This is a genomic window from Streptomyces sp. NPDC096105, assembly GCF_044763335.1.
Classification (GTDB): Bacteria; Actinomycetota; Actinomycetes; order Streptomycetales; family Streptomycetaceae; genus Streptomyces.
The window spans coordinates 1-14,591 of sequence record NZ_JBIWGC010000029.1; the positions used below are offsets into that span (position 1 = coordinate 1).

The window sequence follows — 14,591 nt, forward strand, 5'->3', positions numbered from 1 at the left end:
GTGACCGTCGCCGCCTGCGACGTCGCCGACCGGGACGCGCTCGCCGCGCTGCTGGCGGAGCACCCGCCCACCGCCGTCTTCCACACCGCCGGCGTGCCGCACTCCGAGGCCTTCCTCGACACCGGCCTCGACTCCCTGGCGGACGTGTACGGGGGGAAGGTCGCCGGTGCGCTGCACCTGGACGAGTTGACGCGGTCGCTGGAACTGGACGCGTTCGTGCTGTACGCCTCGGGCGCGGGCGTGTGGGGCAGCGGGGGCCAGAGCGCCTACGGTGCGGCGAACGCGGCGCTGGACGCGCTGGCCGAGCGGCGCCGTGCGCAGGGTCTGCCGGCCACGTCCGTCGCCTGGGGTCTGTGGGGCGGCGGCGGCATGGGCGAGGGCGCCGGCGAGGAGTTCCTCGGCAGCCGCGGCCTGCGCACCATGGACCCGGCGATGGCCGTCCGCGCCCTGGCCGACGCCCTGGACCGCGACGACGTCTGCGTCGCCGTGGCCGACCTGGACTGGCCGCTGTTCGCCCGCTCGTACTGCGCCCTGCGGCCCAGCCCGCTCATCGGCCGGCTGCCCGGCGTGCGTGAGGCGCTGGGCCGGGACGACGACGGCGGCGAGCCGGCCGTCCTCGGACCGGTCGCGCGCCTTGCCGACGTGGACCCCGCCGAGCGGTACGAGACCGTGCTCGCCGAGGTGTGCGGCGGCGTCGCGGCCGTTCTCGGCCACACCGGGCCGGAGGACGTCGACCCGGACCAGGCGTTCAGCGCCCTCGGGTTCAGTTCACTGACCGCGAGCGAGTTCGCCGCGCGGCTCGGCCGGGCCACCGGACGCAAACTGCCCCCGACCCTGGTCTTCGACCACCCGACGGCGTCCGCCCTGGCCGAGTACCTCGTCGGACTGCTCGCACCGGACGAGAACCCGGCATGGGCGGCCGACCCGGAGGAGGCGGGCATCCGGGCCGCGCTCGCCAGCGTCCCGCTGCCGGTGCTGCGGGAGGCGGGACTGCTGGACACCCTGCTGGCACTGGCGTCGCCCGAGCGATTCTCAGGCGCCACCCGATTCACTGAGCCGGACGGCGGTGCCGACATCGACGCCCTGGACGACGAGGCACTGATCGAACTGGCGTTGCGCGACGCCGCCTGAGCCGCCGCACGCCCGCCGAGAGAGGTGACCCTCACCGATGGCCATGTCCTCCGAGAAGCTGATGGAGGCGCTGCGGACCTCACTGAAGGAGACCGAGCGGCTCCGCCGGCGCAACCGGGAACTCACCGAGGCAGCGTACGAGCCGGTCGCCGTGGTCGGCATGGCCTGCCGGTACCCGGGCGGGGTGGAATCGCCTCAGGACCTGTGGCGGCTGGTCGACTCCGGGACGGACGCCGTCGGACCGTTCCCGCGGGACCGCGGCTGGGACGTGGCCGCCCTGTACGACCCCGACCCCGAGTCGGAGGGCACCACGTACTGCGCCGAGGGCGGGTTCCTCTCCGGCGCGGCCGACTTCGACGCCGCGTTCTTCGGCATCTCGCCCCGCGAGGCGGTCGTCATGGACCCGCAGCAGCGGCAGCTCCTGGAGACCAGTTGGGAGGCCCTGGAACGCACCGGGCTGGACCCGCGCACCCTGCGCGGCTCCGGCACCGGCGTGTACGTCGGCGCCGCGCACGGCGAGTACGCCACCGACCCCCGGCGCGTCCCGGCCGGTTCGGAGGGCTACCTGCTCACCGGCAGCGCGGACGCCGTGCTGTCCGGGCGCATCAGCTACGTCCTCGGCCTCGAGGGCCCGGCGATGACCGTCGAGACGGCCTGCTCCTCCTCCCTCGTCGCCGTGCACCTGGCCGTCGCCGCCCTCCGGCGCGGCGAATGCGGGCTGGCGCTGGCGGGCGGGGTGGCGGTGATGCCGGACGCCGCCGCCTTCGTGGAGTTCTCCCGGCAGAAGGGCCTGGCCGCCGACGGCCGTTGCAAGGCCTTCTCGGCCGACGCCGACGGCACCGGGTGGGCCGAGGGCGTCGGCGTCCTGGTGCTGGAACGGCTCTCCGACGCCGTACGCGCCGGACGCGCCATCCACGCCGTCATCCGCGGCACGGCCGTCAACCAGGACGGCGCCAGCAACGGGCTGACCGCCCCCAACGGCCCCTCCCAGCAGCGCGTGATCCGCCGGGCGCTCGCCGACGCGGGCCTGGAACCCCGGGACGTCGACGCCGTCGAGGCGCACGGCACGGGCACCCGGCTCGGCGACCCCATCGAGGCCCAGGCACTGCTCGACGTCTACGGGGCCGGCCGGCCGGACGGGCATCCGCTGTGGCTCGGCTCGCTCAAGTCGAACCTCGGCCACGCGCAGGCGGCGGCCGGGGTCGGCGGCATCATCAAGACGGTCGAGGCGATGCGCCACGGCCGACTGCCGCGGACCCTGCACGCCGAGACGCCCACCCCGCACGTGGACTGGTCCGCCGGCCGCGTACGCCTCCTGACCGAGCCCGTCCCCTGGCCCCCCGCCGACGGCCGTCCGCGCCGCGCCGGCGTCTCCGCCTTCGGCGTCGGCGGCACCAACGCCCACGTCGTCCTCGAGGAACCCCCCGCCCCGCCCCCGGGTCCGCCGGGCACCACGCAGCCCTCCGCGCCCGGCACGGCGTCCACTGCCGTCTCCGGCCTCGTCCCGTGGTTCGTCTCCGGGCGGTCCGACCAGGCCCTGCGGGCACAGGCGTCCAGGCTGCGCGAGCACGTCGCCGCCGCGGCCGACACCGGCCCGCGCGACCTCGGGTACGCCCTCGCCGCCACCCGCTCCGCCTTCGAGCACCGTGCCGTGCTCCTCGGCGACACCCCGGACCGGCTGGCCGCCGCGCTGGACGCGCTCGCCGCCGGGGAGGAGCACCCCGCCCTCGTCCAGGGCGTCTCCCGCCGTGACGCGAAGACCGCGTTCCTCTTCACCGGCCAGGGCAGCCAACGGCTCGGCATGGGGCGCGCACTGCACGCCGCGCACCCCGTGTTCGCCGAGGCGTTCGACGCCGTGGCCGCCCGCCTCGACCCCGGGCTGGACCGGCCGCTGGCCGCGCTCATCGACGACGAGCAGGCCCTGCACCGCACCCAGAACGCGCAGGCCGCCCTCTTCGCCCTGGAGACCGCCCTCTTCCGGCTCCTGGAGGACTGGGGCATGCGCCCCGACGTCCTCCTCGGGCACTCCGTGGGCGGCATCGCCGCCGCCCACGCCGCGGGCGTTCTGGACCTCGACGACGCCTGCGCCCTGGTCGCCGCCCGCGGCCGGCTCATGCGGGCCCTGCCCGCGGGCGGCGCGATGCTCTCCGTACGCGCCTCGGAGGACGAGGTGCGCGCCGTGCTGGACGCGGACCCGACGGTGGACGTGGCCGCCGTCAACGGGCCCCGTTCCGTGGTCGTCTCCGGCGCCGCCGCCTCCGTGGAGCGGATCGGGGCCGCGCTGCGGGCCCTCGGCCACCGCACCAAGCCGCTGACCGTCAGCCACGCCTTCCACTCCCCGCTGATGGAGCCGATGCTGGAGGAGTTCCGCGCGATGGCGGACCGGCTCACCTACCGCACGCCCCGCATCCCCGTCGTCTCCGACCTCACCGGCCGCCGCGCCACCGGCGACGACCTGCGCACCGGCGCCTACTGGGCCCGGCACGTGCGCGGCACCGTCCGCTTCGCCGACGCAGTCCGCACCGCCCGGGACCTCGGCGCCGCCACCTTCGTGGAGCTGGGGCCGGACGCCGTGCTGTGCGGCGCGGTCGAGGAAACCCTCGCAGACGGCGCAGACGGCGCAGACGGCGCAGACGGCACGGACCCGGGCACGGTGCCCCTGCTGCGCCGGGACCGCGACGAGCGGGCCACGCTGCTGCGGGGCGTCGCCACCGCCCACACCCGCGGTACCGCCCTGGAGCGGGCGCGCCTCTTCCCGGACCCTCCCGCCTCCGCGGTGCCGCTGCCCGTGTACGCCTGGCAGCACCGCCGGTACTGGATCGAACCCACGCCGCGGAACCCGGACCGGGCCGGCGGACCCCGCCGCTACCGGATCACCTGGCGCCCCCTCCCGGCCGGCCGGACCGGACCGGACGGCACCTGGCTCCTGGTCGAGCCCCGCGCCGGGTCCGCCGCCGGGGACGCGGCGGCGCGGGCCCTCACCGCGCGCGGCGTCACCGTCCACCGCCTCGCCGCCGACCCCGCCACCGCGGACCGCCGCGCCCTCACCGCCGCCCTGCGCGAGGCGCACACCGACGCCGGCCCCCTCGACGGGGTGCTGTCCCTGCTCGGCCAGGACGATCCGGCCCCGGACCACCCGGCGAGGTCCGGCACCGCCCTGGCGGCCGACCCGGTCCCCGCCCCGCTGCGGGCCACCCTGGCCCTCGCCCAGGCCCTGGCGGACAGTGCGGTGCCCGCCCGCCTGTGGTGCGTCACCCGGGGGGCCGTGGCCGTCGCGCCCGGGGAACTGCCCGGTGTCGCGGGCGCCGCCCTGTGGGGCCTCGGCCGTACCGCCGCCCTCGAACTGCCCGCCCGGTGGGGCGGCCTGGCCGATCTGCCGCCGGAGCCCGGCCCCGCCGACTGGGACCGGCTCGCCACCGTCCTCGCGGGCGACGAGGACCAGGTCGCCGTACGCGCCGACGGCCTGCACGGCCGCCGGCTCACCCCCGCGCCCCGGCCCGCCGCCGCCCCGTACCGGGCACACGGCACGGTGCTGATCACCGGCGGCACCGGAGCGCTCGGCGGCCGGCTCGCCCGCCGCCTCGCCCGGGAGGGGGCGGGCCACCTGCTGCTGCTGGGCCGCCGCGGCCGTCGCAGCCCCGGCGCCGACGCCCTGGAGGCGGAACTCCTCGCCCTGGGCGCCAAGGTGACCTTCGCGGCCTGCGACGTCGCCGACCGGGACGCGCTCGCCGAGGTGCTCGCCGCCGTTCCCGCCGACGCACCGCTGACCGCCGTGTTCCACGCGGCGGGCGTCCCGCAGCTCGCCCCGCTCACCGGGACCGGACCGGACCTCGTCCGCGAGGTGTACGGGGGGAAGGTGGCGGGTGCGCTGCACCTGGACGAGTTGACGCGGTCGCCGGAGCTGGACGCGTTCGTGCTGTACGCGTCGGGTGCCGGTGTGTGGGGGAGCGCCGGCCAGAGCGCCTACGGTGCGGCGAACGCGGCACTGGACGCGCTGGCCGAGCGGCGCCGTGCGCGGGGCCTGCCGGCCACGTCCGTCGCCTGGGGGCTGTGGGGCGGCGGCGGCATGGGCGACCTCGGCGACGGCGCCGGCACGGCCCATCTGCGCCGTCGCGGGATACGGCCGATGGATCCGGAGGACGCGCTCACCGAGCTGCTGCGGGCCGTCGGCGCGGGCGAGACGACCGTCACCGTCACGGACACCGACTGGCTCCGGTTCGCCGCCGGGTTCACCGGCCACCGGTCCAGCCCGCTGATCGAGGAGCTGGCGCCCGCCCCCGCCCCGGACGGTGACGACCTGGACGGCGAAGGCCCGGTCGGGACGGCACCGGAGACCGCCCCGCGCGGCCTGTCCCGTGAACGCGCCCGCGCCCTGACCGCCCTCGACCCGGCGGCCCGCGTCGCCGCCGTGCGCACCCTGGTGTGCACCGAGGCCGCCGCCGTGCTGGGCCTCGACGGCGCCGACGACGTCGCCACCGACACGCCGTTCACCCACAGCGGTTTCGACTCCCTGGCCCTCACCCGCCTGCGGCGCCGCCTGGCCGGCGCCACCGGCACCGAACTGCCGCCGGAGACCCTCCTGGAGCACGACACCCCCGACGCGCTCTCCGCCCATCTGCTGGATCTGCTCGGTCGCGGGGAACCGGACACCCCGCCCGCCGCGGCTCCCGACGGCACCCTGGTCGCCCTGTACCGCGCGGCGCTGGACGACGGCCGGGTGGGCGGCGCCGTGGACGCCCTGTCGGCCGTGGCAGCGCTGCGCCCGGTGTTCACCACCGCCACCCGGCGGCCGACCCGTCCCGTCCGACTCGCGGAAGGACCCGGGGAAAGACCCGGGGACGGCTCCGGGAACAGCCGTGGGGACGGTCCGCTGCTGATCGCGCTGGCCGGCACCGCCGCCGTATCCGGCCCCGCGGAGTTCACCGCCCTCGCCGCCGCGCTGGCCGGCCGCCGCACCGTACTGGCCCTGCCCCAGCCGGGGTTCCGGTCCGGCGAGGAGCTGCCGGACTCCCTGGCGGCGCTGTGCGCGGCGCACGCCGACAGCCTCGCCGAGCACACCGCCGGCCGGCCCTACGTCCTGATCGGCCACTCCGCCGGCGCCAACCTGGCCCACGCCCTCACCGCCCACCTGGAGAGCGAGGGGCGCACCGGGCCGGCCGGCCTCGTCCTCGCCGACATCTACACCCCCGCCGACCCCGGCGCGATGGGCGTCTGGCGGGACGTCATGCTGCGCTGGGCCGGCGACCGCGCGGTCGTGCCGCTCGACGACACCCGGCTCACCGCCATGGGCGCCTACCACCGACTGCTCCAGGGCTGGCGGCCGCGGCCCACCCGCGCCCCCGTGTTGCACCTCAGGGCCGGCCTGCCGATGGCCCCCTGGACCGACCCGGACCGGGACTGGCGCTCGGTGTGGGACGGCGCCCACACCACCGCCGACATACCCGGCAACCACTTCACGATGATGACCGAGCACGCCCCGGAGACGGCCCGCGCCGTCGACGCCTGGACCGGGGCGCTGCCCGGCGGTGACCGATGAGGAGCCGCACATGACCGCAGAGCCGCTGTCCGCCGAGGCCGTCCCGGCGAAGCCGCTGTCCGCCGATCCGATCCCTGCGCAACCGTCCCCGGGCGCACACCGGCCCGCCGAGCCGCCCACCGCCGAGCCGCCCACCGTCGCGGAGCCCACCGTCGCGGAGCCCTCCGCCGCGGAGCCCTCCGCCGCCCGGGACGTCGCCCTGGCGGAGGCCCGTGTCGCGCGGCGCAACCAGCTCACCCGTGCCGCCCAGTGGTTCGCGGGCATCGAGGACGACCCGTACGGGCTGTTCCTGCGCGCCGGACCGGACGACCCCGCCGTCCACGAGGAGCGCGTCCGCGCGCAGGGGCCGCTCCACCGCAGCGCACCGCTGGACACCTGGGTCACCGCCCACCGGGCCGTCGCCGAACAGGTCTTCACCGACCCGGCCTTCGACGGCACCGGCCCCGACGGAACCCCCGTCGGCCAGGACGACCTGCCCTACCGCAGCGACCTGCTCGCCCTGGACCGGGCCACCGCCGCCCGCCTCGCCCCGCTGACCGCGTTCGGCGGCCCGCTGCTGTGGGCGCAGGAGGAGAACTGCGTGGCGCAGCGCGCCGCCACCTACGCCCGGCGGCTCCTGGAGGGCTGCGGCGAGTACTTCGACCTCGCCGAGGACTTCGCCCGCCGGCTCGCCGGGCCGGTCCTCGCCGAGCAGCTCAGCCTGCCCGACGCCGCCCACGAGGAGTTCGCCCGCGTCCTGCCCGACTGCCGGCACGCCCTGGACGGCCTTGTCTGCCCCCAGCCGTACGCCACCGCCCGCGCGACCCGCGCCGCCGAGGCCACCGTCACCGGCCTGCTCGCCCGGCACCTGTCCGACGCCGGCGAGGACGCCGTACGGGCCGCCGGCGTGCTGGCCGTCGGCACCGCCGAGCCCACCGCCGTACTCCTCGTCGAGACGGTACGGCGCCTGCGCGCCCGGCCCGGTGCCTGGGAACGCCTCACCGCCGACCCGGCGCTCGCCGCCGACGCCGTCCGGGACACGCTGCGCACGGCCCCGCCGGTCCGCCTGGAAACCCGGATCACCCGCACCGCGACGACCCTGGCCGGCACCGCACTGCCCGCCGGCAGCCGGGTCGTCGTCCTGGTCGCCGCCGCCCACCGCGACCCCGCCGCACCGGCCGGCGCCGCCCCCCTGGGCTTCGCCCCGGACCTGCACTTCGCCCTGTCCGCGACCCTGATCACGGTGCTGGCCACCGCCGCGCTGCGCACCCTGGCCGAGACCCTGCCCCACCTGCGGGAAGCCGGCGAGCCGGTGACCCGGCCGCGGTCGCCCGTCCTGCTCGCCCCCGCCCGTTTCCCGGTCGCCAAAAGGGAGTCGACGCCATGCGCGTCCTGATCACGTGCTTCGCGCACAACACCCACTACCATCCGCTGGTGCCCCTGGCCTGGGCGCTGCGCGCGGCCGGCCACGAGGTCCGGGTGGCCAGCCAGCCCGCCCTCACCGAGGTCGTCAACGGCTCCGGCCTGACCGCGCAGCCCGTCGGCGACCTGGACTCCATCACCGAGCTGATGACACAGATCGCCGGCGACCCCACCCCCTACCAGCGGGGCCTGGACTTCGCCGAGACCCGCCACCTGCCCTACGGCTGGGAGCACGCCCTCGGCCAGCAGACCATGATGACCGCGATGTCGTTCGCGCCCCTCAACGGCGACACCACGATCGACGACCTGGTGGACGTGGCCCGCTCCTGGCGGCCCGACCTGATCGTCTGGGAGCCCTTCACCTACGCCGGTGCCATCGCCGCGCACGTGACCGGCACCCCGCACGCCCGGGTCCTGTGGGGGCCGGACGTCGTCCTGAACTCCCGTGCCCAGTTCCTCGACCTGATGAGCCGTCAGCCCGCGGAACGGCGCGAGGACCCGATGGCGGAGTGGCTGACCTGGACCCTGGAGCGCCACGGCATCACCCCCGACGCCGCCGCGATCGAAAACATCGTGACCGCCGACTGGACCGTCGACCCGGCTCCGCCGAGCCTGCGCCTGCCCGCCGTCGGCGACGTCCTGCCCATGCGCTACGTCCCCTACAACGGGCCGTCCGTCGTCCCCGACTGGCTGCGGACACCGCCCGACCGCCCCCGGGTCTGCCTCACCCTCGGCGTCTCCGCCCGCGAGACCTTCGGCCGCGACGCCGTTCCCTTCGAGGACCTGCTGCACGCCCTGGGCGACGTGGACGCCGAGATCGTCGCCACCCTCGACGCCGCCCAGCTCGCCGACCGCGACGCGCTGCCCGGCAACATCCGCGTCGTCGACTTCGTCCCCCTGGACGCCCTGCTGCCCAGTTGCGCGGCGATCGTCCACCACGGCGGCGCCGGCACCCACTCCACCGCCACGCTGCACGGCGTGCCGCAGATCATCGTCGGCGCCCTGTGGGACGCCCCGCTCAAGGCGCTGCTGCACGCCGAGGCCGGCGCGGGCATCGACCTGCCGCCGGACAAGCTGGACACCGACACGCTGCGTGCCGCGATCGTCCGCGCCGTCGAGGACCCGGCGCTGGCCGCGGGGGCCCGGCGGCTGCGCGAGCAGGCCCTCGCCGACCCCACCCCGGCCGCCGTCGTGACCCGGCTCGAACACCTCACGGCGGCCCGCCGCGACCGCCACCGCACCGCACCCCGACGCCGAGGAGAGTCCCAGTGACCACCACCGACGCCCGTCCCGCCGACGGCTACACGGGCGCCATCGCCCGGATCTACGACCTGGTGCACCAGGGCAAGGGCAAGGACTACGCCCGGGAGGCGGCCGATCTGGCCGACCTGGTCGCCGGCCGGGTCCCCGGCGCCGACAGCCTCCTGGACGTGGCCTGCGGCACCGGCCTGCACCTGGCCCACCTGACGGGCCGCTTCACGCGGGCCGAGGGGCTGGAGCTGTCCCCGGACATGCTCGCCGCGGCCCGGCACCGCAACCCGGGCGCCACTGTCCACCACGGCGACATGCGCGACTTCGCCCTGGGCACCACGTACTCGGCCGTCACCTGCATGTTCAGCTCCATCGGCCACATGGCCGACCAGAGGGAACTGGACGCCGCCGTGGCCGCCTTCGCCGCCCACACCGCACCCGGCGGTGTCGTCGTGGTCGAACCCTGGTGGTTCCCTGACACGTTCACCCCCGGTTACGTCGGCGCCGCCGTCGTGGAGGCCGAGGGCAGGACCATCTCCCGGGTCTCCCACTCCCGGCTGGAGGACGATGCCACCCGCATCGACGTGCACTACCTCGTCGCCGAACCCGGACGGGGCATCGAGCACCTCTCGGAGAGCCACCGCATCACCCTGTTCCCGCGCTCCGCCTACGAACTGGCCTTCGAACGCGCCGGACTCGGCACCGAGTTCCTCCCTGGCGGACCCTCCGGCCGCGGCCTGTTCCTCGGCACCCGCCCCTGACCGCCCCCGGACCGGAACCACCAGCCCGCCACCGCACCGGCGACGATCCAGACGCCCACGAGCCCCGTCGCCCCTCGGGAGCGACCGGAGAACCACCGGAGAACCGCTCGAAGTCCGCTGGAGGGCCGACCCCGCGCCGGCGCCCCGCAGTGAGCGCCGCACGTGCCGTGCCGCACCACTCCTCGGGCCGTCGGCCCAGGCGGCGTCCGGGTTCCGGTGCCCGGGCCACCGCCCCCGCCCGGCCCGTACGCCCTCGTGGCGCGCGTGCCGCCCCCGCCGGGGCTCCCGCGGCCGATTGCCCGCCCGGACCAGGGCGGTTACGTTCCCGCGGGGAGCGCGAGCCGAGTCGCCGGGGCGACATGACACCCCATCAGCCACACCCGGCCCTGTCGGGCCGGCCGACACCTACGGAGACCTCATGCTCTTCCGCCGCGGGCCAGGGGAGCCCCGCCCCCGCCCCCGTTCCGGCACGCCCGTCCGGCGCCGCCCCGTCCGGCCCGCACGGCTGCTGGCCGCCGCCGTCGCCCTCGGGTGCGCGAGCGGCCTGCTCACCCCGGCCACGGCGGCCCCGGCGCCCGCCCCCGCCGCGCAGGAGGGGAGCGACCGCGTCCAGTCGCTGGTCGCCCGGATGACCCTGGACGAGAAACTGTCCTTCGTCCGCTGGACCGCCGGTCCCGAGAACGGGCCGCTCGCCCGCGGCGTCGGCCACCTGCCCGGCGTGCCCCGCCTCGGCATACCCTCGCTCCAGGTCTCCGACGGCCCGACCGGGATACGCCTCAACGGCACCCGCGCCACCGCCCTGCCGACCCCGACCGCCCTCGCCGCCACCTTCGACGACGGCCTCGCGCGGGAGTACGGCAGGGTACTGGGCCACGAGGGCCGTGCCCTCGGCCAGGACGTGGTGCTCGCCCCCATGGTCAACATCATCCGGGTGCCGCACGGCGGGCGGAACTTCGAGACGTTCAGCGAGGACCCGCTGGTCACCTCCCGCACCGCCGCCGCCGAGATCGAAGGCATCCAGAGCCAGGGACTGATGGCCACGGTCAAGCACTTCGCCGGCAACAACCAGGAGACCGACCGCTTCACCGTCGACGCCGCCATCGACGAGCAGACCCTCCACGAGGTCGAGCTCCCCGGCTTCCGGGCCGCCGTCGACGCCGGCGCCGCCGCCGTGATGTGCTCCTACAACCAGGTCAACGGTGCCCACTCCTGCGGCAACGAAGGGCTGCTGCGCTCGGTGCTGCGCGACCAGTGGGCATTCACGGGCTGGGTCATGTCCGACTGGCTGGCCACCCACGCCACCACCGACCTCACCAAGGGACTCGACCAGGAACTCGGCCTGGAGATGGGCAAGCCCACCGATCCCGTCCCCGACACCCGGTACTTCGGAGCCGCCCTGAAGGCCGCCGTCCAGGACGGCACCGTCCCCGAGGCCGCCCTCGACACCGCGGTGACCCGCATCGTCGGCCGGATGGAACGCTTCGGGCTGCTCGCCACCACGGCCCCGGCCCGCCCCGTGCGCGACACGGCCGCCGGACGCGCCACCGCGCGCAAGATCGCCGAGAACGGCGCCGTCCTGCTGCGCAACACCACCGCCGGCGACCGCCCCGCCCTGCCCCTGTCCGGCACGGCCGGCGCCGACCTCGCCGTCATCGGCGACAGCGCCAAGCGCCCCAAGGTCTCCGGCCTGGGCAGCGCCCACGTCGTCCCGGACGCCGCCGTGGCGCCCCTCGACGCGCTGCGCGAGCGCGCGGGCGCGGACGCGAGCGTCACCTACGAGCCCGGCATCGACCGGCTGGGCAGCCCTCTGACCGCCGACAGCCTCAGCCCAGCCTTCACCAACGGCAGACAGCTCGACGCGGGCGGCGACCGCCAGTTCTACGAGGGCACCCTGACCGTGCCCGCCGACGGCGACTACCGTGTCGGCATGCGGGTCGACGGCGGTATGGCGATCCTCCAGATCGACGGCCAGAGCCCGGTCTACGCCGCCGACTCCTTCAGCGACACCACCAGCGTCCCGATGAAGCTCACCCGTGGCGCCCACCGGGTCACCATGAGCGGCTGGGCGTGGCCGGACCGGCCGCTGGAGGTCGACCTGACCTGGGTCACGCCCCAGCAGGCCGCCGCCGACTTCGACCGGGCCGTGGCCGCGGCGGCCGCCGCCGAGACCGCGGTCGTCTTCGCCCAGGACGAGGGCTCCGAGGGCTACGACCGGTCCTCGCTCTCCCTGCCCGACGGCCAGGACCGGCTCATCGCGGCCGTCGCCGAGGCCAACCCGAACACGGTCGTGGTCCTCAACACCGGCTCCTCGGTGCTCATGCCGTGGCTCGACGACACCGCCGCCGTACTCCAGATGTGGTATCCCGGCCAGGAAGGCGCCCGGGCCACCGCCGCCCTGCTGTACGGCGACGCCAACCCGGGCGGCAAGCTCACCCAGACCTTCCCCGCCGCCGAGGACGCCCACCCCATGGCCGGGCACCCCGAGCGCTTCCCCGGCGTCGACGGCGAGCAGCAGTACAGCGAAGGCGTGCACGTGGGCCACCGCTGGTACGACCAGCAGGGCGTCCGGCCGCTCTTCGCGTTCGGCCACGGACTGTCGTACACCTCCTTCGGCTACCGGGACCTCGCCGTCGAGCGCACGGACGCCGGCGCCGCGGTGCGGGTCACCGTGCGCAACACCGGTGAGCGCACCGGCAAGGAGGTCGTGCAGGTCTACCTGGGCCCGGGTACCCGGACGGACGTACCGCAGCCGGTCAGGAAGCTGGCCGGATACACCAAGGTGACGCTCGCACCGGGGCAGGAGAGACGCGTGACCGTTCCCGTCGACGCCCGCGCGCTGCGCTACTGGGACGCGGCCCGGGACGCCTGGCAGCCCGCGCCCGGTGCCCGCACGGTCCAGGTCGGCTCCTCATCGGCCGACATACGCCTCACCGGCCGCCTCGCGGGCTGACCCCGGCCGACCGCAAGCCGCGACCCCCCACCGCTCCCGACCGAGGGAAACCGAAAGGAACACGTTGACGAACCACACGAGCGACACGCCGCGGACCCGAACCGTCATCGGCCCCGCCGACGCCATCGACGCCACCGAGGAGACCGGCCTGCGCCATGTGGCCGGCCTGTCCACCGACCTCAGGGACGTCGTCGAGGTCGAGCAGCGCCAAGTGCGCCTGGAACGCGTGGTGCTGGCCGGCATCTGGACCTCCGGCACGGTCGCCGAGGCCGAGAGTTCCCTGGCCGAGCTGGCCGCCCTCGCCGAGACCGCCGGAGCCCTCGTCCTCGACGGGGTGATCCAGCGCCGGGACAAGCCCGACCCGGCCACCTACATCGGCTCCGGCAAGGCCGCCGAACTGCGCGACCTCGTCGAGCAGACCGGCGCCGACACCGTCGTGTGCGACGGCGAGCTGAGCCCGGCCCAACTGGTGCGGCTGGAGGAGGTGGTGAAGGTGAAGGTGGTCGACCGGACCGCCCTGATCCTCGACATCTTCGCCCAGCGCGCCACCTCCCGCGAGGGCAAGGCGCAGGTCGCCCTCGCGCAGATGCAGTACATGCTGCCCCGGCTGCGCGGCTGGGGCGCGTCGCTGTCCCGGCAGATGGGCGGCGGCGGGGGCGGCGGCATGGCCACCCGCGGCCCCGGCGAGACCAAGATCGAGACGGACCGGCGCCGGCTGCGCGACAAGATGGCCAAGATGCGCCGGGACATCGAGGACATGAAGACCTCCCGGGACCTCAAGCGACAGGAGCGGCGCCGCAACAAGGTCCCCTCGGTCGCCCTCGCCGGCTACACCAACGCCGGCAAGTCCTCCCTGCTCAACCGGCTCACCGGCGCCGACGCCCACGTGCAGAACGCGCTGTTCGCCACCCTCGACCCGACCGTGCGCCGCACCGAGACGCCCGCCGGCCGCGCCTACACCCTGGCCGACACCGTCGGCTTTGTACGGCACCTGCCGCACCAGTTGGTCGACGCCTTCCGCTCCACCCTGGAGGAGGTCGCCGAGGCGGACCTGATCCTGCACGTCGTCGACGGTTCGCACCCCGACCCGGAGGGGCAGATCGCGGCGGTCCGCGCCGTCATCGGCGAGGTGGGCGGCGCGGGCGTGCCCGAGGTCGTCGTGATCAACAAGGCGGACGTCGCCGACCCGGCGGCCCTGGAGCGCCTGCTGGCCGCCGAACCCGGCGCGATCACCGTCTCGGCCCGCTCCGGTGACGGCATCGACGCCCTGCGCGCCCGGGTCGAGGAGGAGCTTCCGCACCCCGACACCGAGATCGAGGTCCTGGTCCCGTACACGGCCGGCCACCTGGTCGCCCGCATCCACTCCTCCGGTGAGGTCCTCGCCGAGGCCCACGAGGAGGACGGCACCCGCATCAAGGCCAACGTGGAGGCCCGGTTGGCCGCCGAGCTGGCCGAGTACGCCGTCTGACACCGGCTCTCCGCACCCGCCGCCCCGACGGCGCGGCGGGTGCGGCGGCGAAGCGCCCCGTGCGGGGCCGGACGGTACGACGTCCGGCCCCGC

At 76.2% G+C, this 14,591-nt stretch carries 6 protein-coding genes and 1 pseudogene; all 7 read left to right on the top strand.

Annotated features, from left to right (window positions below):
* A partial coding sequence (locus tag ACIQ8B_RS30400; protein WP_403551252.1) for a KR domain-containing protein occupies positions 1–1,131 on the top strand: 1,131 nt, incomplete at its 5' end.
* 58 nt (positions 1,132–1,189) lie between these two features.
* Positions 1,190–6,667 (top strand): annotated as a pseudogene (locus ACIQ8B_RS30405) (SDR family NAD(P)-dependent oxidoreductase); the annotation flags it as partial.
* Positions 6,668–6,677: 10 nt separating this feature from the next.
* Positions 6,678–8,042, top strand: a complete 1,365-nt coding sequence (locus ACIQ8B_RS30410) for a P450-derived glycosyltransferase activator (RefSeq protein ID WP_403551254.1) — start codon at positions 6,678–6,680, stop codon at positions 8,040–8,042.
* A complete protein-coding gene (locus ACIQ8B_RS30415) occupies positions 8,030–9,340 on the top strand; it encodes an activator-dependent family glycosyltransferase (protein WP_403551256.1) in 1,311 nt (436 codons plus the stop codon). Before ACIQ8B_RS30410 ends, ACIQ8B_RS30415 begins: the two co-directional genes overlap by 13 nt.
* Entirely contained in the window at positions 9,337–10,080 is a 744-nt protein-coding gene (locus ACIQ8B_RS30420) for a class I SAM-dependent methyltransferase (protein WP_403551258.1), read from the top strand. The genes ACIQ8B_RS30415 and ACIQ8B_RS30420 overlap by 4 nt, the downstream gene beginning before the upstream one ends.
* 418 nt (positions 10,081–10,498) lie before the next feature.
* Positions 10,499–13,030, top strand: a complete 2,532-nt coding sequence (locus tag ACIQ8B_RS30425) for a beta-glucosidase (RefSeq protein WP_403551260.1) — start codon at positions 10,499–10,501, stop codon at positions 13,028–13,030.
* 106 nt (positions 13,031–13,136) lie between these two features.
* A complete protein-coding gene (gene hflX / locus ACIQ8B_RS30430) occupies positions 13,137–14,498 on the top strand; it encodes a GTPase HflX (RefSeq protein ID WP_403551315.1) in 1,362 nt (453 codons plus the stop codon).
* The last annotated feature ends 93 nt before the right edge of the window (positions 14,499–14,591 follow it).